The organism is Paenarthrobacter sp. YJN-5 (genome assembly GCF_015040095.1).
Lineage (GTDB): Bacteria > Actinomycetota > Actinomycetes > Actinomycetales > Micrococcaceae > Arthrobacter > Arthrobacter ureafaciens.
In genome coordinates, this window is sequence record NZ_CP053544.1 from 1,157,998 (window position 1) to 1,180,262 (window position 22,265).

A 22,265-nucleotide genomic window follows, 5' to 3' on the forward strand; every position below is an offset into this window, starting at 1 on the left:
TTCGCGGAACCCCACGCCGTACGGCGGGAGTCCCCGGACAAGCTGCGGTTTTCTATTGCGGGAGTACGCATGCCGGAAAACACCACCCTCAGCACGCTGTTGGCCGCCGGTGGGAACCTGATCCTGGACGGTGCCCTGGCCACCGAATTGGAGGCCCACGGCTGCGACCTGGAGGACGCTCTCTGGTCCGCCAAGGTCCTGTTCGAACAGCCCCACCTGATCAAGCAGGTCCACCGCGATTACTTCGACGCCGGTGCCTCCGTAGCGATCACGGCCAGCTACCAGGCAACGCCGCAGGGGTTCGCCCAGCGGGGCCTGTCGGTGGAGGAGTCAACCGAACTCGTAGCGCGGAGCGTCCGACTGGCCGATGAAGCCCGGCAGGAGTACCTCGCAGCCAACCCCGGTTCCCGACCTTTGTTGGTCGCCGGCTCGGTGGGACCCTACGGTGCCTACCTGGCCGATGGTTCGGAGTACCGCGGCGATTACGCGCTCTCCGCCGCGGAATTCCGGGATTTTCACCGGGCACGGATCGCTGCCCTGGTTGAAGCCGGGGTGGATTTCCTGGCGTGCGAGACGCTGCCGTCGTTCGCCGAGGCTGAGGCGCTGCTGGACTTGGTGGTGGAGTTCGACGTCGAAGCCTGGTTTACGTTCACGCTCCGGGACAGCGCCCGCATCAGTGACGGAACGCCCCTTGCGGAGGTGGCTGCGCTGCTCCGCGCGGAACCGCGCGTTGCCGCCGTCGGACTTAACTGCGTACCGCTGGACCAGGTGACGTCCGCACTGGGAACCCTTCGCGAAGCAACGGGTTCCCCGCTGGTGGCGTACCCGAATTCGGGCGAGGTCTACGACGCCGTGACCAAAACGTGGGGGCCGGCTGCAAGCGATGCGCAGGCGTTGACCTTGGCCGGGAACGCATCTGATTGGCTGGAACAGGGGGCGCGTCTCATAGGTGGGTGCTGCCGCACAACCCCGCGCGACATCGCACGCCTTGCCGCCAATATGACGTCACGTGAACCTTCATGAACCTTGATTTCTACGGGATTGAAGCGGAAATATCACTGTCCCTACTGTGAACTCATGACCACTTCGGAACGGTCCTTCCTTGCCTTCGACGGGCGATGTTAGGGGCCCGATCTTCGCCCCGAACCGCATCCCCAAAAACTTCCAAGGACCCCACCCAATGGCTAACACCCCTGAGTCACAGAAACCGACCTCCGGCACCAAACGCATTGTTGCGGGACAGAAGCAGCCCAAAGCCAAGCGCCGCCGTGTGCTGGAAATCGGATTGGCTGCCGGCCTCGTCCTGCTGATCGGCGCAGGCGCTGCCGTGGCATCCGTTGTTTCGAACAACAACCAGGCCGCACCCGTTCCCTCCGCCACGCCCGCCGCGGAACTCAAGCTCGGCTACTTCAGCAACGTCACCCACGCCCCGGCACTGGTAGGTACCAGCAAGGGCATCATCGCCAAGGAACTCGGCGAGACCAAGCTCAGCACCCAGGTCTTCAACGCCGGACCCGCCGCGATCGAGGCACTCAACGCCGGCGCGATCGATGCCACCTACATCGGACCGAACCCCGCCATCAACTCGTTCGTCAAGAGCAACGGCGAATCCGTCAGCATCATCGCGGGAGCCGCAGCCGGTGGCGCGCAGCTGGTGGTCAAACCGGAGATCAACTCCGCCGCCGACCTCAAGGGCAAGGTCCTTGCGTCCCCGCAGCTTGGCGGGACCCAGGACGTCGCATTACGCGCCTGGTTGCTGGACCAGGGCTTCAAGACCAACACTGACGGCAGCGGCGACGTCAACATCAACCCCACCGAGAACGCCCAGTCCCTGAAGCTCTTCCAGGATGGAAAGCTCGACGGCGCGTGGTTGCCTGAGCCGTGGGCCTCCCGTCTGGTGCTCGAAGCCGGGGCGAAGGTCCTGGTTGACGAGAAGGACCTGTGGGAGAAGGGCGACTTCACCACCACCATCCTGATCGTGAACAAGAAGTTCGCGGCTGAGCACCCGGAAACGGTCAAGGCTTTGTTGAAAGGCCACGTCGAATCCGTGAACTGGTTGAACACCGCCTCAGCCGAAGAGAAGGCGTCCACCATCAACGCAGTCCTCAAGGACACCGCGGGCAAGCCGCTTCCGGCGAACGTGATCACCCGGGCCCTGCAGAACATCAAGTTCACCACCGACCCCCTGGCCGGTACCTACAAGAAGCTCCTCGATGACGGGGTCAAGGCCGGCACCACCAAGGAAGCCGACATCAACGGCATCTTCGATCTCCGCGCCCTGAACGAGGTGGAGGGCAAGAAGACCTCCGCCGCCGGACTCGGACAAGACTAAGCACCATCAGGCCGGTTCGCTCCCGCACGCAGGGAGCGGGCCGGCTTCAGCTACATCCACCACAGCAACAACGAAGGACGGGACCATGCCAGTCGTACTGGAGAACCTGGGCAAACGCTTCGGTGACGGGGCTCCCGTCCTGGACGACGTCAACGCCACCATCGCCCAAGGCGAGTTCGTCGCCCTCCTCGGCGCGTCCGGCTGCGGTAAGTCCACCCTGCTGAACATCATCGCGGGACTGGAGCACCCGACGTCGGGCGCTTTGGAGGTCCCCAGCGACGGCGCGGCCTTCATGTTCCAGGACTCGGCGCTGTTCCCGTGGCTGACCGCCCGCGGCAACATCGAACTCGCGCTGCAGTTGGCGGACAAGTCATCCAGCAAGGCCAGCCGGCGCGCCCGCGCCACCGAACTCCTTGAGCTGGTGCACCTGGGTGGTGCCGGGGACAAGCGACCGCACGAGCTGTCCGGTGGCATGCGGCAGCGGGTGGCGCTTGCGCGATCGTTGGCCCAGGACCGGCAGGTATTGCTGATGGATGAGCCATTCGCCGCCCTCGATGCGATTACCCGCGACCTGCTCCACGACGAGCTGGAGCGCATCTGGAAGGAAACCGGACGCACCATCATCTTCGTCACGCACAACGTCCGTGAAGCCGTACGCCTGGGGCAGCGCGTCCTTCTCCTGTCCTCGCGGCCGGGCCGGGTTGTTGCTGAATGGGCCGTCACTGAAGAACACCGCACCGACGCCGGCCGGGCAGGGGAGCTGACCGGCGTCATTACCCGACGACTTCGCGAGGAGATCCGCCGCCATGCCAAGTAACCAGACCACTGAAGAGCGGACCCTCCCCGTGACTGATTCCAACCACATCACGTCCCCGTCCCTCAAAGGGAACCCCTCGGAACTCCGGGACCTCGAAGCCGGCCTGGACAACCTCCAGTCGGACACCTCCCGCAAGGCAGGAATCGACTGGAAGCGCGTCCTCCTTCCCGTCGCTGCCCTCGTGTTCCTCATCCTCGCCTGGCAGTTCTACGTTTCGCTGGAGTTCAAGCGGCGGGACCTGGTTCCCGGTCCCGTGGACGTCTTCAACCAGTTCCTCACGCTGTGGGGGGACGGCAAGCTCCAGGAATCGGTATGGACGTCATTGCAGCGCGGTGTTGTCGGGTTCCTCATCTCGGTTGTCATTGCGACTCCGGTGGGGCTGATCCTTGCGCAGGTAGCTCCTTTGCGCCGCGCTTTCGGCCCCCTCATTTCCGGCCTGCAGGTGCTGCCGTCCGTGGCGTGGGTTCCGGCAGCCATCATCTGGTTCGGCCTCACTGACGCAACGGTGTACTTCGTGGTGTTCATGGGCGCAATCCCGTCCATCATCAACGGGCTGATCTCCGGTGTGGACCAGATCCCGCCGCAGTACCGCAGCGTCGGAACCGTGCTGGGTGCCAACCGCCTGCAGATGGCATTGCAGATCGTCCTTCCGGCGGCACTCCCGGGCTACATCGGTGGTTTGAAGCAGGGGTGGGCGTTCTCGTGGCGTTCCCTCATGGCCGCTGAGATCATCGCTGTTGGGGGCACCATCGGCTTCGGGCTTGGCTCTTTGCTGGACCAAGGCCGGGTGTTGTCCGACATGACCGTGGTGATGTCCGCGATCCTGCTGATCCTGTTCGTGGGAATCCTGATCGAGCTCCTGGTCTTCGGGCCCATCGAGAAGCGCCTCCTGCAGCGCCGGGGGCTCCTGGCGGGCAGCTCCAGGTAGCTATACCGCGCCTCCGCGGCGTGTGGGGCGTCCCTCTATCACGTCCCGCGGGTTGTGGGGTGTTCCTCTGTCACGTCCCGCGGGTTTTGGGGTGTTCCTCTATCACGTCCCGCCCGTTGCGTTCTGCCGCGTCCGTGTGCGCCGGATGCTCCCGTTCCAGCTCGACGCACCCCTTCTTCGCGGGGAGCGCACCAGTTCGCGCCGGTCGCCCCCGAGGTTACGGGTGCGACCGGAGGAAAAGGTTGCGGCGCCGGCCCTTCCCCTGCCCGCCGACCCTTCCGCCGCCGTCGTGCGTAAACCTAAGCAGCCCGGCGGTAGTGCAGGGCGACAACTCCGTTGCTGAGCGGCTCCGCCGAGACCAATTCGAGGCGGCGGGTGCCGGGCAATCCATCCTGGAAGAGGGTTGGACCGTGGCCGGTGATCATAGGTTGGAGCAGGAATCTGTACTCATCTATCAGGTCCAGCCGGTCCAGCTCGGTGGCGAGTTTGCCGCTGCCGACCAGCACGCCGTCGGGAGTCCGATCCTTAAGTTCCTGCACGGCGCCTTGTAGTTCGCCGGTCAGTTGGTGACTGTTGGTCCATGGGAAGTCGGTGCGTGTTGCCGAGACGACGTACTTCGGCTTGCCTTCCAGCGTGACGGCCCAATCCCGGATGGCCGGGGGAGCTTCCACTTCGCCCCGCGCGACCGCAGGCCAGTAGGCCTCCATCAATTCGTAGGTGGTTCGGCCCCAGAGCATGGCGCCGTTCTCCTCGAGAAGCCGGGTGAAGTAGGCATGAGTTTCGTCATCCGCGATGCCCTCCCGGTGGTCGATGCAACCGTCCAGAGTGACATTCATGCTGAAGGTTAGGAGCCCCATTGGCTGATTCTAGCCCCGCGGCCCCCAGGCACTGGCCTTTCCACTCTTGACGCCTTACTTGCATTTTGCAAGTATGGGCCGCATGAGCCTCTTCATCACCTGCCCCGTCGAAGACGTCGAGCGCGCAACTGCCTTCTACACCGCCCTTGGCTGGACCCTTAACCCCGAGATGTCGGACCACAACGTGTCATGCTTCGCGATTGCGCCGGAGCAATACGTCATGCTCGGCAGCCGCGAAATGTATGCCAACGTCGGCGGCTCCGAGGAACTGATCGGCGGACCCGGGACGCCTTCGAAGGTCACGGTCTCGTTCGACCTTGGCAGCCGTGAAGCAGTCGACGAGTTGGTCGAGCGCGCCCGTGCCGCCGGCGGGCGGATCGGCGACACCGACGACTACCCGTTCATGTACCAGCGCCAGTTTGATGACCCTGACGGCTACCACTACTCGCCGTTTTGGATGAAGCCCGACGCCGATACGACTGAGTGAGCGATCTGGCCGGGGCGCTGGAACTTGTTGGAGCACGGTGGGCCCTGCTCATCGTGGAGCGGCTGCTCGACGGGCCGCAACGTTACGGGGACCTGCAGCGCGATCTTGGAATACCGACGAACATTCTCGCTACCCGCCTGCGCGAGCTCGAAGCGGCCGGAGTATTAATGCGCCTGCCGCTCCGGCACAACACCCGGGCCTACGCGCTGACCGATCGCGGACTTGCCTTGCGCGAGGCAATCGTCGCACTGGGACGCTGGGGCAGCGAGGAGCACAAGGCCTAACGGTGACAACCCGGCTCTTTACCGGGTACGTCCCGGGCAGGACACTGATTGAGTGAAACTCCATGAGTGGTGGCCCCGGGTCAGCCCCGCAACCCGAAACTGGCTGATCGCGCACAACGGGGAACCCCTGACCCCGCTGGTGACCAGCGAGATCATGTCCGCAACAGGAGGCGCCACGGAACCCGGGTGGTGGGCCGGCGACTCAACAGACGGACCCCACCTGACCGACGGCGCGGTGGACTGGATCGAAGCCATCGCCAACGGGGAGGATCCTCCGCCGGTCGCTTAGTAATGCCGCTCTCGACAAGGGCCACACGCTCTATCACATACCAACCCCTTCCCGGCTTTCCTCAATCACCTGGTGATAGAGGGATGGGAAAAAGGGGGCGTTACCTGATAAAGGGATGCGCAAAAGGGGGCGTTATGTGAGAGAGGGATGCGAAAAAGGGAGTGTTATCTGATATAGGGGCGGGGGAGGGACGGGGCGCGGGCTGGGTGGAATGACCAGGCGCAGCCCGGCGTTGTGCTCGACATGCACAAGAAACGGATCGGGTTCCTCTCCTTCGGCCACTGGGCCCGCGTACCGGGTTCCCGCGTTCCCACAGCCGGCGAGGCGCTGAAGCAGGGAATTGAACTCGCGGTCGCCGCCGAGGAGGCAGGCATCGACGGAGCTTTCTTCCGGGTGCACCACTTCGCCCGGCAGCAGGCCTCGCCCTTCCCGCTCCTGAGTGCCATTGCGGCACGCACCAGCCGGATCGAGATCGGTACCGGGGTGATTGATATGCGCTACGAGAACCCTCTTTATATGGCCGAGGAGGCTGCCGCCGCGGACCTCATCAGCGACGGCCGCCTGCAGCTCGGAGTGAGCCGCGGTTCACCCGAGCCCGCCCTCAACGGTGCCGCCAATTTTGGCTATGTCCCGGCCGACGGCGAAGACAGCGGTGACATGGCGCGGCGGCACACGGCATTGTTCCGCAAGGCCATCGCAGGACAAGGGGTAGCCCAGGCGGATCCGCACTACGCCGGGGGAGCCACCGGGCTGTTGCCCATCCAGCCACAGTCGCCCGGTCTTCCGCAGCGGATATGGTGGGGCGCCGGCACGCGCAAGACGGCGGTCTGGGCGGCGGAACAGGGCATGAACCTGATGAGCTCAACACTGCTGACCGAAGATACGGGTGTTCCCTTCGACCAACTCCAGGCCGAACAGATCCGGATGTTCCGCGAGGCTTGGGCTTCCGCCGGCCATGACTTCGAACCGCGGGTCTCTGTGAGCCGCAGCGTGATCCCCATCGTTGACGCCGAGGACAACCACTACTTCGGGCTCCGTGCTCAGGCGGACCGCGAAGATCAGGTGGGCGTTCTGGACGGTGCGTTGTCCCGCTTTGGCAAGAGCTACATCGGCGAACCGGAGCAACTGGCGGAAGAGCTCGCCCAGGACGCTGCGGTGCAGTCCGCCGACACCCTGCTGCTCACGGTTCCAAACCAGCTGGGAGTGGAATACAACGCCAAGCTCCTGAGCAATGTCGCCAAGCACATTGCGCCTGCTGTCGGCTGGACGCCTGCGGTCATGGGGGCTTAGCCCTGAAGGCCGGTAGAGTTGCTGGCTGTGCGCCGCTGCAGGAACACCTTAGGCGCATCCGTATGCCCCTTCAATGAGGAGGGGGTTGACGAAGGCAGCAAAGGTAAAGATGGACATTCAGAATCTCCTCGAAGATATCGTCGGCGCGGTTCAACCACACGTCGGCCAGGGCCAAGTCGCCGATTACATCCCTCAGCTCGGCGCAGTGGAACCGAACCAGTTCGGGATCTCACTGGTCACCAGGGAAGGCGAAGTCTTCTCAGCCGGGGATGCCCATGTGGAGTTCTCCATCCAAAGCATCTCCAAGGTCTTTGCCCTGGCCTTGGTGCTATCCAACGACGGCGATGGCATTTGGAAGCGCGTTTTCCGTGAGCCGTCCGGCAACCCCTTCAATTCACTTGTTCAGCTCGAGAGCGAGAACGGCATACCCCGCAACCCGTTCATCAACGCCGGAGCCATCGTCGTCACGGACAGGTTGCTGAGCCTGACCGGGAACGCTGCAGGAGCAGTGCGGGAGCTGATGCGGCGGGAATCCGGGAATGCCTCGGTAGATACGGACCACCGCGTGGCGGCGTCAGAGCTCGGCAGGGGACACAGGAACGCTTCCTTGGCCCACTTCCTGGCAAGTTGCGGCAACCTTGAGAACCCCGTGGATGACGTCCTTGAGTCGTACGCCCAGCAGTGTGCGCTTTCCATGAGCTGCCAGGATCTGGCTCTTGCTGCCCGCTTCCTGGCGTCCAATGGACTTGGCGCCGACGGAACGCTGGTGCTTTCACCGGCCCAGACCAAGCGGGTCAATGCGGTCATGCTGACGTGCGGTACCTATGACGCGGCGGGTGAGTTCGCTTACCGCGTCGGCCTGCCGGGCAAGAGCGGCGTCGGCGGCGGCATCGTGGCCGTGGTTCCCAATAAATGTGCAATCACTGTGTGGAGCCCGGGCCTGGGGAGGTCCGGGAACTCAGTGGCGGGTGTGGCTGCGCTGGATGAATTCACTACCCGTACCGGCTGGTCGGTGTTCTAGGACGCTGTTTGTGACGCCGCATTACCCAGCGTTACCGGGTGTGTCCGGGCCTTTGAAGCGTGTTACGGCGCCGCCCTACAGTTTTTTCATGGCAATACAGGACATCTACCCCACCGCGCTGCGCCTTCTCGGCCGCCCGGTGCTGGTTGTGGGCGGCGGGCCCGTCGCGGCACGCCGCGCCAAGGGACTGCTCGACGCCGGCGCGAAAGTTACGGTGGTCGCTCCCGTTGCCTCCGAAAAACTCCGCGCCCTGGTGGATTCCGGGCTGCTCGCTTGGGAGCCCCGCGAGTACCGCACTGAAGACCTCGACGGCGTCTGGTTCGTTCAGACTGCAACGGGGACTGCCGCTGTGGACACCCGGGTGGCCGCCGACGCCGAGGCGCAGCGCATTTGGTGCGTCAACGCTTCCGACCACGAAGCTTCCGCTGCATGGACCCCGGCCGTTGCCGAGGTGGACGACGTCAAGATCGCCATCAACGCCGGGGGAGACCCGCGCCGTGCAATGGCCCTGCGCGACGCCGTTGCCACCGCCTTGGAAACGGGTGACCTTCCCCTGCGCCGCCACCGTAAGCCCGAAGATAAGGGTTCCGTAGCCCTGATTGGCGGCGGACCTGGCGACTCGGGACTCATCACAGTCCGCGGTCGGCGCCTCCTGGGCCAGGCCGACGTCGTGGTTGCTGATCGTCTTGGACCGCGCGAGCTGCTGAAGGAGCTTGCCCCCGACGTCCGCATTATTGAGGTCGGAAAGACGCCCGGCCACCATCCGGTTCCGCAGTTGGAGATCAACCGCATCCTCGTCGAGGAGGCCTTGAAGGGCAACCGGGTGGTCCGCCTCAAAGGCGGTGACCCCTATGTCCTGGGGCGCGGCGGTGAGGAAGCAGAGTTCTGCCGGCAGAACGGCGTCGGGGTTGAAGTGGTGTCCGGCGTAACCTCCGCGATCTCCGTTCCTGCTGCCGCCGGCATTCCGGTCACGCACCGCGGACTGGCCAAGGGTTTCAGCGTCGTGACCGGCCATGAAGAGTTGTCCGAAGTCCCCGCACGCCCGGACCATACTGTGGTGTTGCTCATGGGAGTGGCGCAATTGCGCGATTCTGCGGCGGCGCTGGCTGCCTCGGGTCTGCCTTTGGACACTCCAGTAGGTATCGTAGAAAAGGGCTATTTGCCGGAACAGCGCGTCACGATCGGCACGCTGGGTACCATCGCCGACCAAGCGGAAGCCGTTGGCGTGGCTAATCCAGCGGTCATTGTCATCGGCGATGTTGTCCGCGTCAGCCCCTTCGCCCCGGAACATTTCAAGACCGCTGACTACAGCACCATTACCCCCAACCGTCCCCGCGTCCGCACCAACTAGCCCCCGGCCCAACTAGGTAGCACTTAAGCACGTTTTGAGCCCTCAAAACGCGCACAATTGCGACTCAGTTGGGTGGACAGAGAAGAAGGAACACAGCCGTGTCAATTAGCACCCCCGTAGGTTCTGCGGACCGTCCGCTTCGCGTCGCCGTCATCGGCTCCGGCCCGGCCGGCGTGTACGCAGCTGACATCCTGACCAAGAGCGAGGCCGTCAAGAGCGGCGAACTCAACGTCAGCATCGACCTCTTTGACCGTTACCCCGCCCCGTACGGCCTCATCCGTTACGGCGTTGCACCGGACCACCCCCGCATCAAGGGCATCGTCAATGCCCTCCACAAGGTGCTGGACCGCGGCGACATCCGCTTCTTCGGCAACGTTGACTACGGCACTGACCTCTCCATCGAGGACCTGCGCAAGCACTACGACGCCGTCATCTTCGCCACGGGCGCCATCAAGGACGCGGACCTGAACATCCCGGGCATCGAGCTGGAGGGTTCCTTCGGCGGCGCCGACTTCGTTTCCTGGTACGACGGTCACCCGGACGTTCCCCGCGAGTGGCCGCTGGACGCCAAGGAAATTGCCGTCCTCGGAAACGGCAACGTGGCCCTGGACGTGGCCCGTGTCCTTTCCAAGCACGCCGATGACCTCCTGGTCACCGAAATCCCGGACAACGTCTATGCCGGCCTGAAGAACTCCCCGGTCACGGATGTCCACGTTTTCGGCCGCCGCGGCCCGGCACAGGTGAAGTTCACCCCGCTGGAACTGCGTGAACTGTCGCACTCCAAGGACGTGGACATCATCCTCTACGCCGAAGACTTCGAGTTCGACGAAGAGTCCGACCGCCAGATCCAGACGAACAACCAGACCAAGACCATGGTTGGAACGCTCACCAACTGGATCGCCGAGCAGCCCGAGGACCTCTCCGAGCTCACGGCTTCCCGCCGCCTCCACCTGCACTTCCTGCACAGCCCGGTGGAGATTGTCGATTCCCCGGAGACTCCGGGCAAGGTTGCCGGCATCAAGTTCGAGCGCACCGAGCTGGACGGCACGGGCAACGCCCGCGGCACCGGCGAGTTCATCGACTACCCGGTCCAGGCCGTGTACCGCGCCATCGGCTACTTCGGTTCCGCCCTGCCGGACGTCGAGTTCGACCACAAGAAGGGCGTCATCACCAACGACGGCGGCCGCGTACTGGATGCCGACGGACAGCACGTTCCGGGCCTCTACGCCACGGGTTGGATCAAGCGTGGTCCTGTGGGCCTCATCGGCCACACCAAGGGTGACGCCCTGGAAACGGTCACCTACCTGCTCGAGGACCGCGAAAACCTGCCGTTCGCCGAAGTTCCCGAAGCCGACGCAGTGGTGGAACTCCTGGAGGCCCGCGACGTGAAGTTCACCAGCTGGGAAGGCTGGCTGGCGCTGGATGCCCACGAGCTCGCCCTTGGCGCTGCAGCCACCGAAGCCGGCGGTTCGCACGGCGTGGAGGTTACTCGTGAGCGCATCAAGGTTGTGCCGCGCGAGGACATGGTGGACATTTCCCGCGACGGTGTTTCCGCGCAGGTCTGAAGCACAGGTTTAGCGCAGTTCTGAAGCTCGCTGATTCAGCGGGGCCACTCTGGTTGGGTGGCCCCGCTGTTGGCTTTAAAGCCCTCTTGAAGCTCTCCTGACGCACCGTGGCGGTACCCTGAAACATGGACGTCGTCGTCATCGAAACGCCCCAGTTGGGTGACCGCACCTACCTCGTCCACGACGGCTCAGTTGCGTTGGTGATCGACCCCCAGCGCGACACCGACCGCGTGGAGGAAGCCGCGCGCACGGCGGGTGTCCGTATCACGCATGTGGCCGAAACCCACCTCCACAATGACTACGTCACCGGAGGCCTGGTCCTCGCCGGGAAGCTCGGGGCCGAGTACCTGGTCAACGCCGCAGACAACGTTTCCTTCAACCGTTCTCCGGTCTCCGACGGGCACGTGCTGCAGGTGGGCAGGCTCACCGTGCGCGTGGTTGCGACGCCGGGGCACACGCACACGCACCTGGCGTACGTGGTGCGGGACGACACGCACGACGGCGGCATGGAGGCCGTGTTTTCCGGCGGCAGCTTACTTTATGGCTCGGTGGGGCGGACGGACCTCGTCTCTCCCGAGGACACCGCGACCTTGGCCCACGCTCAGTACTCGTCGGTGCGGAAACTGGTGTCATCAGCTGCTCCGGAGGCTGCGCTGTATCCGACCCATGGCTTTGGATCGTTCTGCTCCATTGGACCGGCGAGCCGTGCGACTGCTTCCACCCTCGCGGAGCAGTCTGCGTCCAACCACGCCCTGACGGACCCGAGCGAGGAACATTTTGTGGCCGAGCTCCTGGAGAACATCACCGCCTACCCTGCCTACTACGCCCACATGAGCCCGCTCAATGCTGCGGGTCCGGGTCCTGCGGAGTTGAGTGTTCCGGACTCGGTGGACCCGGAAGAACTCGGCCGACGGCTCGGCTCGGGGGAGTGGGTGGTGGATCTCCGGCGCCGGATAGCCTTCGCGGACGACCACTTGAACGGCAGTGTGGGGTTCGAATACGGGAACGGCTCCAACTTCACCAGCTACCTCGGCTGGGTAATCCCGTGGGAACAGCCCTTGACGCTGCTGGGATCACGCACCGAGGTCGAAAAGGCGATCCGCGATCTGGCGAGGATCGGCATCGACAGTCCGGATGCCGCCGTCGGGCCTGACGGGGACGCCGGCAACGGGCTCAGCAGACTTGCCCCGGGCGTCCCGCACTCCTCCTATCCGCACGGCGACTGGACCGTGTTGTTGAGGGAGAGGCAGCCGGGGGACGTGGTCCTGGATGTGCGCAGGCCGGACGAATTCAAGGCGTCGCACGTGGATGGTGCCATCAACGTCCCGGTGTATGAGCTGCTGCGGCGCATGGACGGATTGCCGCAGGCCAGGATCTGGGTGCATTGTGCCACGGGGTACCGGGCAAGCGTTGCCGCGAGCTTGTTGGACCGGGCGGGCCGCGACGTGGTGCTGGTTGATGCCAAGTATCGTGATGCTGCGGCGGCAGGAGTCCCGCTCAGCCGGCAGGATTCAGTCTGACGGGCTCTTGTCAGCGCAGAAGTCCAGGTTCCGGTAGACGGTAGCTACAGCGGCCTCCGGATCCCGGGCTTCGATGGCCTCAACCAGTTGGTCGTGGCCTTCGGTGGGCAGACCGTTGAAACCGTCGTTGCGCTGCTGACGGAGGAGATCGTTGTGGAACACGCCCCCGAACGACGCGTACAACTGATGAAGCAACGGGTTGCCGGAAGCCTTGGCCACGCACTCGTGGAATTCCCAGTCGGCACGGGCCCACGCGGCGTATTCTCCGGAATTCCAGGAATCATGCCGGACGGACAGCAGCCGGCGCATCTCGGCAATGTCCCCGGCAGTGGCGTGCTTGGTGGCCAGCCGGGCCGCTTGGGTGTCCAGGCCGAGCCGGACTTCCACGATGTGTTCCTGCGTGTGCTCCCGGTAGATCCGCTGGGCAGCACCGAGGATCTCACTGTTGGCCCGCACGTAGGTGCCGTCGCCGCGACGGACTTCCAACATGCCGGTGTGGGCCAGCGCCTTGATGGCTTCGCGCAGTGTTCCGCGGGAGACACCAAGGGTGGCCATGAGCTCAGGTTCGGCCGGGATCCGCTCCTGCAAGGGCCATTCGCCGGACTTGATCATGTCCCGCAGCTTGGCAGTAACCTCGTCGGCGAGGACCGGTCGGTGCGACGGGGTGAGGGTCATGCCGTCCTCGCTTGGGTCTTGGTGGTTCGCTTGCTCGTCAACATGTGGCTGGTGACCATGAGACCCAGCGCCACCAGGGACAGCAGGCTCATCGGCAATACCCAACCGCCGGTCACACTGTGGAGGAGCCCCATCCCGAACGGTCCGATTGCCGCTATCAAGTATCCCAAAGACTGGGCGATGGTGGAGAGCGCGGTGGTTTCCGCCGTCGAGCGGCCGCTCCGGCTGATAATCACCAAAACCAGCGGGAAGATGCCCAACCCGAATCCGAACAGGACCGCGGGAATCACAGCCAACGACGTCGGCAGCCACACCATGGCGGCGATGGCCAACAGGGTGGAGCTGCTGGCCGTATACAAGGCAGGCCGCAGCATTCCGGGCCGGGAACCGAAGGCAAGCAGGATCATGCCCGACGCCACGGAAACCAGCTGCATGACGCCGAACTGCACGCCGCTCTCCGAAGCGCTGAGGCCCTGGGACGTCAACATGTACGCAAACCAGCTCATGACGGCGTATGCCAGGAAGGCTTGGAACGTGAAGATGGCGGTGATGAGGATGCCCAGCCGGGTGCGGAGCAGGGGAAGCATGGGCACGCGCGGCTGATCGGTCTTGGTGGAGTTGCGGTGGTTGTGCAGGACCACGGGCAGGAATCCGAGCAGGGCAGCCACGCCGAGGAGGCCCCACGCGGCAAGGCCCATGGACGGCGACCCGAGCTGCTGGGCCAGGGGAACGCTGATGACGGCGGCAAAGGTGGCACCGCCGGACATGGTGAACGTATAGAGGCCCGTCATCATGGAAGTCCGGTCCGAGTAGTGTTCGCGGATCAGGGACGGCATGGCCACGTTGCAGACGGCCAGGCCGGACATCGCGAGCACTGTGCCCCCAAGGAGCGCGCCCGTGAACGGCACGGCACGGACCAGGAGGCCGGCGGCGAGGAGTGCCAGCGCAATGAAGATGGCCTTTTCCACGCCAACGCGCCGGGTGAGCCACGATGTTCCGAGACCCGCCACGGCAAAGCAGAGCAGCGGAATGGACGGAAGGATGGAGGCCACCAGGGCGCCGTATCCGAGGACCTGCTGCAGGTCATGGAAGAGTGCGGCTGCGCTGGTGATGCCGGCCCGAAGGTTGAGCCCGATGAGCACGACGGCGATGATCCCGAGTACGACGACGACCCTGGACTTCGGCGCGCTGCCTTGCTTGGAAGCGGCAGCGGCGGGGGAGATCGTAGGGATGTTTCCTGTCGTTGTCGTAATCGGTGTCGTCGCCATATTTAAAGGTTAGACGTTTGACGTCTAACGTAAAGAGTTCTGTGGTGAAACTCTCCTGCGACGAAAAGCGAAGCTGCGGAACCGCCGTCGTTCTTCCTACCGGGGGTTGCGGGCACCCAACCGCTGCACCGCGAGGGCCAGCCACAGTTGAACGCGGTCCTGGGTCTGCGAGGGGTCGTACCCTGTGAGCTCGGTAATCTGGGCAAGCCGGTAGCGCACGGTATTGCGGTGCAGGGTCAGCGCCTCGGCAACGGCCGCAACTGAGCCGTTGTGGTTCAGGTAGCTCTCGAGCGTGGCCACGAGTTCAGAGCCGTGGGCGGCGTCGAACTTCCGCAGGGGAGTGAGCGACTCACTTGCCATGTCAGCCAAGGGAACATCCTCGCTCGCCAGCAGGAGCGAGGTGAGGCTCAGGCGCTCCGGCTCATTGACCGGCAAGCCGTGCGCCACGGCGTCGCGCGCTTCGAAGTAGCTCCAGCGCAGGCCGTTCGGCTTCGTATAGGCTCCGCCGATGCCGATCACGGCGTGGATCCCGGCCTCCTGCAAGTGGTCGCTGAGGCTCCTCGCGAGTGCGGTGGCCGAGCTGCCATCGTCGCTGATCACGGTCACCAGGTCCTTGCCGACGACGGCGCTGACGCCACCTTCCAGGGACTGGGGCAGGGAAATGGAGACCAGTTGTTTGTAGTGGGCCGTGGATTCAGCAACCAGCACCACGTTCTTCCGCGTGCTGTTGATTCCCACCCCGGCCAGGCGCCGTGCTGCCTCAATGGTGTCCAGGGTTCCGTGGATGACGTCGTCCAGCACCTGCCCGGCCATGGCACGCTGGGCCTGGCGTTGCTTGACCATGTTGTTCAGTTCAACGCTGATGAGGTTCTGGGCGTAGCTGACGATCCCGGAATCGATGAAGGGCTGACGCAACCACAGCGTGCAGGCATCCCGGCGGCCGGTGGGGATCGGGTACGACGCCCACCCTTCGGCCGTCGGCGCCGGCTTCCCGGGGACGCTGTTGTAGAGCTGGGCGCTGAACTGGGTGAGAACCACATCCGTGCGCAACATGCTGCCCAGTTGCTTCAACAGTTCGGCGAGGCCGCCGCCGGTGAGCAGCGCGCGGGCAAGGATCTGGTGCCCGGCAAGCAGCCGTTCGAGGTTCGAGTAGTGGTCCGCCGAATGGGACTCGGCAACCAGCTTGCCGATTGCGATGAACGGGATCTCGTAGGGGACCTCCACCAAGGGCAGCCCCCAACGGTTGGCCTCTGCGATGAGGGGCTCCGGAACGGATTCGTGGGTGAGCCCCGTACCGAAACCGATGCCGACGGCGCCCGCACGCTGGACCTGGCGCACAAAGCGGCGCTGGTCGGCCGCACTCTTGAGCCGGAGGCCCGTAGTGAGGACCAGTTCCCCGCCGCTGAGGAAACGCTGCGGATCCTCAAGCTCCGTCACGGCCACCCAGCTGATGTCCTGGTTCCACGTAGTTTCCGCCAGCCCTGTTTTGCGGAGTTTCAAGGAGGGGACAGCAACGAGTGAAGCGAGGGTGATGGCCATGCTGAAAGGATAACCCGGTGCTGGTCAAGCGCACTAAGCGCCTGTGCCGTCTGTGTGCAGTTGGCTATTCCTTGGTGCACCCCTCTGGAATAGGCTCTGATCAGCTAAAAACCCATGCCAACACACCGAAAGAGGGTTGCACACCGTGGTTCAAACCTTGCAGAACTTCATCAACGGCGAGTTCGTCACGCCGTCAGGTACGGGTCTCCTGGACATCGTCAACCCCGCCACCGGGGACGTCGTGGCCAAGTCTCCCGTTTCGGTGCAGGCCGATGTTGACACTGCCATGTCCGCAGCCAGCGAGGCTTTCAAGACCTGGAAGCACGTCACCCCGGGACAGCGCCAGCTCATGCTGCTCAAGCTGGCCGACGCCATCGAGGCCAACAGCGACGAACTCGTCGAAGCCCAGCACCGCAACACCGGACAGGTCCGTTCCCTCATCGCGTCCGAGGAAGTTGCTGCCGGCGCCGACCAGCTGCGCTTCTTCGCCGGTGCAGCACGACTCCTGGAAGGCAAGTCCGCCGGTGAATACTTCGAGGGCCACACTTCCTATGTCCGCCGCGAGCCCATCGGCGTCGTAGCCCAGGTTGCTCCGTGGAACTATCCCTTCCTCATGGCTATCTGGAAGATCGGCCCGGCCCTGGCCGCAGGCAACACGGTAGTCCTGAAGCCCTCCGATACCACCCCGGAATCCACCCTGGTCCTGGCACGCCTGGCAGGGGAGATCTTCCCGGCCGGCGTCCTCAACGTGGTCCTCGGCACCGGTGAGACCGGCGCCATGATGGTGGAGCACAAGGTTCCCGGACTGGTGTCCATCACCGGTTCCGTCCGCGCAGGCATTGCCGTGGCCAGTGGCGCCGCGAAGGGCCTCAAGCGGGCGCACCTGGAACTGGGCGGCAAGGCCCCGGCCATCGTCTTCAAAGACGCCGACATCAAGAAGAGCGCCGCGGCCATCGCGGAATTCGCCTTCTTCAACGCCGGCCAGGACTGCACGGCCATCACCCGCGTGCTCATCGAAGACGAGATCCACGACGACATGGTTGCCGCACTGGTGGAGCACACCAAGACCCTGCAGACCGGCTCGCAGAACGACGAAGACAACTACTTCGGCCCGCTCAACAACGTCAACCACTTCAACGCCGTGACCTCTGTGGTGGAGAACCTCCCGGCGCACTGCAGGATCGAAACCGGTGGACACCGCGCAGGCGAGAAGGGCTTCTTCTTCGAGCCCACCATCATCTCCGGCGCCAAGCAGAGTGATGACATCGTGCAGAAGGAAACCTTCGGACCCGTCATCACCGTCCAGAAGTTCAGCTCCGAAGCCGAAGCCCTCGAACTGGCCAACGACGTCGAATACGCCCTGGCTTCCAGCGTCTGGACCACCGACCACGGCACGGCCATGCGCATGAGCCGCGACCTCGACTTCGGTGCCGTGTGGATCAACACCCACATCCTCCTGACCGCAGAGATGCCGCACGGTGGCTTCAAGCAGTCCGGCTACGGCAAGGACCTCTCCATGTACGGCGTGGAGGACTACACCCGCATCAAGCACGTCATGAGCGCACTGGACGCATAAGTCAGCCGCCTGGCCCCCACTCTCCAACCTCGCTCCGCGCCGGCCTGCAACCCTGCCGGCGCGCGCCGCAATCAACAAAGAAGGACATTCCCATGACCGCAACTGCGAACGAACTCTCGTACCGCATCGAGCAGAAGCGCAACATCAACGGCACGTTCCCCGGCCCCAAGTCGCAGGCACTGGCTGAGCGCCGCTTCGCCGTCGTTGCTGCCGGCGTGGCTTCCGGCGTTCCCGTCTACGTAGAAGACGCCGACGGCGGCATCATCCGCGACGTCGACGGCAACTCTTTCGTCGACCTCGGCTCGGGCATCGCCGTCACCAGCGTCGGCGCTTCCGATCCTGCCGTCGTCGCCGCAGTCCAGGAAGCCGCCGCGCACTTCACGCACACCTGCTTCATGGTGACGCCCTACGAAGGCTACGTCGCAGTCGCCGAGCAACTGAACCGCCTCACCCCGGGCGACCACGCCAAGCGCACCGTGCTCTTCAACTCCGGCGCGGAAGCCGTGGAAAACGCCATCAAGGTTGCCCGCCTGGCTACCGGCCGCGACGCCGTCGTTGCTTTCGACCACGCCTACCACGGCCGCACCAACCTGACCATGGCACTGACCGCCAAGGCAATGCCGTACAAGACCAACTTCGGACCGTTCGCGCCCGAGGTCTACCGCATGCCCATGAGCTACCCGTTCCGTGAAGAGAACCCGGAGATCACGGGTGCTGAGGCTGCCAAGCGCGCCATCACCGCGATCGAGAAGCAGATTGGCGGCGACCAGGTTGCCGCGATCATCATCGAACCCATCCAGGGTGAGGGCGGCTTCATCGTCCCGGCCGAAGGCTTCCTGCCGGCGCTGTCCGCATGGGCCAAGGAAAAGGGCATCGTCTTCATCGCCGATGAGGTCCAGTCCGGTTTCTGCCGCACCGGTGAATGGTTCGCAGTAGACCACGAAGGCGTTGTTCCGGACATCATCACCATGGCCAAGGGGATCGCCGGCGGCATGCCGCTGTCCGCGATCACCGGCCGCGCCGACCTGCTCGACGCCGTCCACCCGGGCGGCCTCGGCGGTACCTACGGTGGCAACCCGGTTGCGTGTGCAGCAGCACTGGCAGCAATCACCACCATGGAGGAGCACGATCTCAACGGACGTGCCCGCCACATCGAGGAACTCGCCCTGGGCAAGCTCCGCGAACTGGCCTCCGAAACGTCCGTGGTGGGCGACATCCGTGGCCGCGGCGCAATGCTGGCCATCGAGCTTGTTCAGCCCGGCTCCAAGGAACCGAACGCTGAGCTCACCAAGGCCGTTGCCGCTGCTTGCCTCAAGGAAGGCGTCATCATCCTGACCTGCGGTACCTATGGCAACGTCATCCGCCTGCTCCCGCCGCTGGTGATCAGCGACGAACTGCTGCTGGACGGCCTGGAAGTACTCGCGAACGCCGTCAAGGCCAACGCATAGGGTCTGTCCGTACAAGAAAGCAGGGCCGGGGAGCTGTGATGCACCCCGGCCCTGCTTTTTGCGTTCTTGCCGCGTTCGCCGTGTTCGCCGTGTTCGCCGCAACGCTGCTTGTTCGTAGGGAAGGCTCCGGCGACGCAGCAGGTTTGCAGCGAACCCGGGCACCTGTCCGCCGCGTTCGCCGCAACGCTGCTTGTTCGTAGGGAAGGCTCCGGCGACGCAGCACGTTTGCAGCGAACACGGCGCAACCCGGCGCAGCTAACCTCCGCTACACCTCCGCGAGCCGGGCCTTCTTCCGCAGCGCCGAGTTCTTCCGGGCGGTCCGGAGCATGTCGATGGTCAGCAGGATCAGGGCCAGCCAGACCACGCAGAAGCCGATCCACCGGGCCGTGGTCATGGCTTCGTTGAACACCGTCAGTGCCACGATGAACTGCAGAACCGGGGCAAAGTACTGCAGCAGGCCGATGGTGGTCATGGGCAGGCGGCGTGCGGAGGCACCGAAGAACAGCAGCGGTACGGCAGTGATGATGCCCGAGGCGAGAATGAGCCAGAAGTGTGCGGGTCCTTCGGTGGTGAGCGTTGCCATCCCCGTGGCCCCGAGGACCACCATGGTGATGGCCGCGAACGGTGCCAGTACCACTGTTTCGACCGAAAGGCTGGTCAGGGCGTCCACGCGTGGTCCTACCCTCTTTTTCACGAAGCCGTACAGGCCGAAGCTGAAAGCCAGCAGGAGTGCAATCCACGGCAGTTGGCCATAGGAGAAAGTCAGCACACCCACAGCAACGAAGCCGATGCCCACAGCGGCCCACTGGAGCGGACGCAGCTTTTCCTTCAACACGAAGACGCCCAGCAGTACGGAAACCAGCGGGTTGATGAAGTATCCGAGCGACGTCTCCACGGCGTGGCCGGTAGTGACGCCGAACGTGTAGGTGAGCCAGTTGATGGCAATGAGGGCGGCTGCCAGGGCCAGGGGCCCCATGATGGTGCGGTCCTTCATCGCCGAGCCGAAGACCCGCCAGGCCCGGGTGATGGTGATCAGAAGCGCGCAGAAAACCAGGGACCATACGATCCGGTTGGCCACGATCTCGATGGCTCCCGCGGGCTGCAGCACAAAGAAGTAGAGGGGGAGCAGCCCCCACAAGCCGTACGCGCCGATGCCGAACAACACGCCCGTGGTGGTTTCGCTCCGAACCGGCTTAGCTACGACACCGCCGCTGCTACCGCCGCTACCGCCGGTGCCGGCACCGCCGCTCCCGGGTGCCGTCGTCGTGGGCTGGGTTGAAGCGGTGGAGGCTGCGGAGATCTGCTCGGGTGTGGACACAATGTGCCCAACATCCCTGCCGTCTGCAATATTCCGCAATATAGACAGCGAATTGAGGAAATCCTGTGACTCCTGCCATATGGGCGGGCGCGGGTAAGGTCGGTATCTAGAATTGGAAACCTGCGTCCCAACAATGGCGTGGCTTACTGCTTCGGAAGGGCAAACGGTGTCTGACTCAGCCGCAACCATCCCCAATCGTCCGCTGCGCGTTGCGATCGTCGGCGCAGGCCCTGCCGGTGTTTACGCCGCGGACATCCTGACCAAGTCCAACGAGGTCAAGGACGGCCACGTTGAGGTCAGCATTGATCTTTTTGAGGCCTACCCCGCTCCCTATGGATTGATCCGGTACGGCGTTGCACCGGACCACCCGCGCATCAAGGGGATCGTGAACGCACTGCACAAGGTGTTGGACCGCGGCGACATCCGCTTCCTGGGCAACGTGACGTACGGCAAGGACCTGACCCTCCACGACTTCCGGGCTTTCTACGACGCGGTGATTTTCTCCACGGGAGCCATCAAGGACGCTGACCTGAACATCCCGGGCATCGAGCTTGAGGGTTCCTTCGGGGGAGCGGACTTTGTGTCCTGGTACGACGGCCACCCCGACGTCCCCCGCGAATGGCCCCTCGAAGCCAAGGAAATTGCCGTGATCGGCAACGGCAACGTGGCCTTGGACGTAGCGCGGATGCTCGCCAAACATCCCGAGGAACTGCTGGTGACGGAGATTCCGGACAACGTGTACCAGGGCCTCAAGGCGTCGCCGGTGACGGACGTCCACGTGTTCGGCCGTCGTGGTCCTGCGCAAGTGAAGTTCACCCCGTTGGAGTTGCGTGAGCTCTCCCATTGCAAGGATGTGGACATCGTCCTGTATCCCGAGGACTTCGAGTTCGATGAAGCTTCCGACCAGGCCATCCGGACCAACAACCAGATCAAGACCATGGTCAACACGCTGACCAACTGGTTGGTGGAGGAGCACGCGGAATCCGAGGAGCCCTCCTCCCGCCGCCTCCACTTGCACTTCCTGCACAGCCCGGTGGAGATCCTCGACTCCCCGGAGACCCCCGGCAAGGTAGCCGCCATCAAGTTCGAACGCATGGAGCTGGACGGCACCGGCAATGCCAAGGGCACCGGGGAGTTCCTCGAGTACCCTGTCCAGGCGGTGTACCGGGCCATCGGCTATCACGGTTCGCCGCTGGATGAGCTGCCGTACGACGCCCGCCGCGGCGTCATTCCGAACGACGGCGGCCGCGTCCTTGATGCCGACGGCAAGCCCGTCCCGGGAATCTACGCCACGGGCTGGATCAAGCGCGGGCCGGTAGGCCTGATCGGGCACACCAAGGGCGACGCCCTGGAGACCATCGGCTGCCTCCTGGAGGACCGGCTCAACCTCCCGCCGGCGGAGAACCCCGATCCGCAGGCAATCATCGATCTCCTCGAAGAACGCGGCATCGAGTACACCACATGGGACGGCTGGAACCGGCTCGACGCCCATGAGGCCTCCCTTGGCGCCGCCTGGACCGCGGACGGTGCCAAGGACGGGGAAGGTGCGGGCGACGGAATTGTACGTGAGCGCATCAAGGTTGTTCCGCGCGAGGAAATGATTCGGATCTCCCGCGGCTGAGCTGTACTTCCCGCGGCTGAGCTGTTCCTGCCGCGGCAAAGCCGGGTCTCCCGCGGCTGAGCTGTTCCTGCCGCGGCAA

20 protein-coding genes are annotated in these 22,265 nt (G+C 64.4%); 15 read left to right on the forward strand and 5 right to left on the reverse strand.

Features of this window, described 5'->3' with window-relative positions:
- Positions 1–69 precede the first annotated feature (69 nt).
- The 4 genes from mmuM (at position 70) to HMI59_RS05485 (ending at position 4,077) form a co-directional block, all read left to right on the forward strand.
- Positions 70–1,023: a homocysteine S-methyltransferase gene (gene mmuM / locus HMI59_RS05470; RefSeq protein WP_193593079.1), complete on the forward strand. Its 954-nt coding sequence runs from the start codon at positions 70–72 to the stop codon at positions 1,021–1,023.
- A gap of 157 nt (positions 1,024–1,180) precedes the next feature.
- Positions 1,181–2,332, forward strand: coding sequence for an ABC transporter substrate-binding protein (locus HMI59_RS05475; protein WP_021472291.1), 1,152 nt, complete (start codon positions 1,181–1,183; stop codon positions 2,330–2,332).
- 85 nt (positions 2,333–2,417) lie between these two features.
- Positions 2,418–3,149: an ABC transporter ATP-binding protein gene (locus HMI59_RS05480; RefSeq protein WP_021472292.1), complete on the forward strand. Its 732-nt coding sequence runs from the start codon at positions 2,418–2,420 to the stop codon at positions 3,147–3,149.
- Positions 3,139–4,077 carry an ABC transporter permease subunit gene (locus HMI59_RS05485; protein WP_021472293.1) on the forward strand — a complete coding sequence of 313 codons (939 nt, stop codon included), beginning with the start codon at positions 3,139–3,141 and terminating at the stop codon, positions 4,075–4,077. Before HMI59_RS05480 ends, HMI59_RS05485 begins: the two co-directional genes overlap by 11 nt.
- Positions 4,078–4,376: 299 nt before the next feature.
- Here HMI59_RS05485 and HMI59_RS05490 read toward each other — a convergent pair whose 3' ends face one another.
- Complete coding sequence (locus HMI59_RS05490; protein WP_166183749.1) at positions 4,377–4,934, reverse strand: dihydrofolate reductase family protein; 558 nt, start codon at positions 4,932–4,934, stop codon at positions 4,377–4,379.
- An 82-nt stretch (positions 4,935–5,016) separates the two neighbouring features.
- On the opposite strand from HMI59_RS05490, the gene HMI59_RS05495 reads away from it, so the two are divergent.
- The 8 genes from HMI59_RS05495 (at position 5,017) to HMI59_RS05530 (ending at position 12,741) form a co-directional block, all read left to right on the forward strand.
- A complete protein-coding gene (locus tag HMI59_RS05495) occupies positions 5,017–5,421 on the forward strand; it encodes a VOC family protein (RefSeq protein ID WP_166183747.1) in 405 nt (134 codons plus the stop codon).
- Positions 5,418–5,705 carry a helix-turn-helix domain-containing protein gene (locus HMI59_RS05500; RefSeq protein WP_166183745.1) on the forward strand — a complete coding sequence of 96 codons (288 nt, stop codon included), beginning with the start codon at positions 5,418–5,420 and terminating at the stop codon, positions 5,703–5,705. Before HMI59_RS05495 ends, HMI59_RS05500 begins: the two co-directional genes overlap by 4 nt.
- 52 nt (positions 5,706–5,757) lie before the next feature.
- A complete protein-coding gene (locus HMI59_RS05505) occupies positions 5,758–5,994 on the forward strand; it encodes a hypothetical protein (protein WP_166183744.1) in 237 nt (78 codons plus the stop codon).
- A gap of 243 nt (positions 5,995–6,237) precedes the next feature.
- The gene (locus tag HMI59_RS05510; RefSeq protein ID WP_193593080.1) at positions 6,238–7,284 is read left to right on the forward strand and encodes an LLM class flavin-dependent oxidoreductase; all 1,047 of its coding nucleotides are present in this window, start codon (positions 6,238–6,240) and stop codon (positions 7,282–7,284) included.
- Between the two features lie 109 nt (positions 7,285–7,393).
- Entirely contained in the window at positions 7,394–8,305 is a 912-nt protein-coding gene (locus tag HMI59_RS05515; protein ID WP_193593081.1) for a glutaminase, read from the forward strand.
- 88 nt (positions 8,306–8,393) lie between these two features.
- Entirely contained in the window at positions 8,394–9,656 is a 1,263-nt protein-coding gene (cobA, locus tag HMI59_RS05520) for a uroporphyrinogen-III C-methyltransferase (protein WP_021472300.1), read from the forward strand.
- Between the two features lie 98 nt (positions 9,657–9,754).
- Entirely contained in the window at positions 9,755–11,221 is a 1,467-nt protein-coding gene (locus HMI59_RS05525; RefSeq protein WP_166183740.1) for an FAD-dependent oxidoreductase, read from the forward strand.
- A gap of 125 nt (positions 11,222–11,346) precedes the next feature.
- Positions 11,347–12,741 carry a rhodanese-like domain-containing protein gene (locus HMI59_RS05530; protein WP_193593082.1) on the forward strand — a complete coding sequence of 465 codons (1,395 nt, stop codon included), beginning with the start codon at positions 11,347–11,349 and terminating at the stop codon, positions 12,739–12,741.
- Here the strand turns inward: HMI59_RS05530 and HMI59_RS05535 are convergent.
- The 3 genes from HMI59_RS05535 to HMI59_RS05545 form a co-directional block, all read right to left on the reverse strand.
- A complete protein-coding gene (locus HMI59_RS05535; protein ID WP_193593083.1) occupies positions 12,733–13,416 on the reverse strand; it encodes a FadR/GntR family transcriptional regulator in 684 nt (227 codons plus the stop codon). The two genes, HMI59_RS05530 and HMI59_RS05535, sit on opposite strands and share 9 nt — an antisense overlap.
- A complete protein-coding gene (locus HMI59_RS05540) occupies positions 13,413–14,684 on the reverse strand; it encodes an MFS transporter (RefSeq protein ID WP_021472304.1) in 1,272 nt (423 codons plus the stop codon). The genes HMI59_RS05535 and HMI59_RS05540 overlap by 4 nt, the downstream gene beginning before the upstream one ends.
- Before the next feature lie 96 nt (positions 14,685–14,780).
- The gene (locus HMI59_RS05545) at positions 14,781–16,223 is read right to left on the reverse strand and encodes a PucR family transcriptional regulator (RefSeq protein ID WP_193593084.1); all 1,443 of its coding nucleotides are present in this window, start codon (positions 16,221–16,223) and stop codon (positions 14,781–14,783) included.
- A 145-nt stretch (positions 16,224–16,368) separates the two neighbouring features.
- Between HMI59_RS05545 and HMI59_RS05550 the strand changes: the two genes are divergently transcribed.
- Both HMI59_RS05550 and gabT read left to right on the forward strand, forming a co-directional pair.
- The gene (locus HMI59_RS05550) at positions 16,369–17,799 is read left to right on the forward strand and encodes a gamma-aminobutyraldehyde dehydrogenase (protein WP_193593085.1); all 1,431 of its coding nucleotides are present in this window, start codon (positions 16,369–16,371) and stop codon (positions 17,797–17,799) included.
- A 92-nt stretch (positions 17,800–17,891) separates the two neighbouring features.
- Complete coding sequence (gene gabT / locus HMI59_RS05555; RefSeq protein WP_193593086.1) at positions 17,892–19,247, forward strand: 4-aminobutyrate--2-oxoglutarate transaminase; 1,356 nt, start codon at positions 17,892–17,894, stop codon at positions 19,245–19,247.
- A gap of 265 nt (positions 19,248–19,512) precedes the next feature.
- On the opposite strand, the gene rarD is transcribed toward gabT, so the two are convergent.
- On the reverse strand, positions 19,513–20,604 hold the full coding sequence (gene rarD, locus HMI59_RS05560) for an EamA family transporter RarD (RefSeq protein WP_193593087.1): 1,092 nt from the start codon (positions 20,602–20,604) through the stop codon (positions 19,513–19,515).
- A 94-nt stretch (positions 20,605–20,698) separates the two neighbouring features.
- Here rarD and HMI59_RS05565 point away from each other — a divergent pair, with 94 nt between their 5' ends.
- Positions 20,699–22,186, forward strand: coding sequence for an FAD-dependent oxidoreductase (locus HMI59_RS05565; RefSeq protein WP_370583572.1), 1,488 nt, complete (start codon positions 20,699–20,701; stop codon positions 22,184–22,186).
- Positions 22,187–22,265: the final 79 nt, after the last annotated feature.

Coding starts and splice junctions, on each gene's coding strand:
- mmuM (WP_193593079.1), top strand. CDS start 70: ATGCCGGAAAACACCACCCTCAGCACGCTGTTGGCCGCCGGTGGGAAC.
- HMI59_RS05475 (WP_021472291.1), top strand. CDS start 1,181: ATGGCTAACACCCCTGAGTCACAGAAACCGACCTCCGGCACCAAACGC.
- HMI59_RS05480 (WP_021472292.1), top strand. CDS start 2,418: ATGCCAGTCGTACTGGAGAACCTGGGCAAACGCTTCGGTGACGGGGCT.
- HMI59_RS05485 (WP_021472293.1), top strand. CDS start 3,139: ATGCCAAGTAACCAGACCACTGAAGAGCGGACCCTCCCCGTGACTGAT.
- HMI59_RS05490 (WP_166183749.1), bottom strand. CDS start 4,934: ATGGGGCTCCTAACCTTCAGCATGAATGTCACTCTGGACGGTTGCATC.
- HMI59_RS05495 (WP_166183747.1), top strand. CDS start 5,017: ATGAGCCTCTTCATCACCTGCCCCGTCGAAGACGTCGAGCGCGCAACT.
- HMI59_RS05510 (WP_193593080.1), top strand. CDS start 6,238: ATGCACAAGAAACGGATCGGGTTCCTCTCCTTCGGCCACTGGGCCCGC.
- HMI59_RS05515 (WP_193593081.1), top strand. CDS start 7,394: ATGGACATTCAGAATCTCCTCGAAGATATCGTCGGCGCGGTTCAACCA.
- cobA (WP_021472300.1), top strand. CDS start 8,394: ATGGCAATACAGGACATCTACCCCACCGCGCTGCGCCTTCTCGGCCGC.
- HMI59_RS05530 (WP_193593082.1), top strand. CDS start 11,347: ATGGACGTCGTCGTCATCGAAACGCCCCAGTTGGGTGACCGCACCTAC.
- HMI59_RS05535 (WP_193593083.1), bottom strand. CDS start 13,416: ATGACCCTCACCCCGTCGCACCGACCGGTCCTCGCCGACGAGGTTACT.
- HMI59_RS05540 (WP_021472304.1), bottom strand. CDS start 14,684: ATGGCGACGACACCGATTACGACAACGACAGGAAACATCCCTACGATC.
- HMI59_RS05545 (WP_193593084.1), bottom strand. CDS start 16,223: ATGGCCATCACCCTCGCTTCACTCGTTGCTGTCCCCTCCTTGAAACTC.
- gabT (WP_193593086.1), top strand. CDS start 17,892: ATGACCGCAACTGCGAACGAACTCTCGTACCGCATCGAGCAGAAGCGC.
- HMI59_RS05565 (WP_370583572.1), top strand. CDS start 20,699: ATGGCGTGGCTTACTGCTTCGGAAGGGCAAACGGTGTCTGACTCAGCC.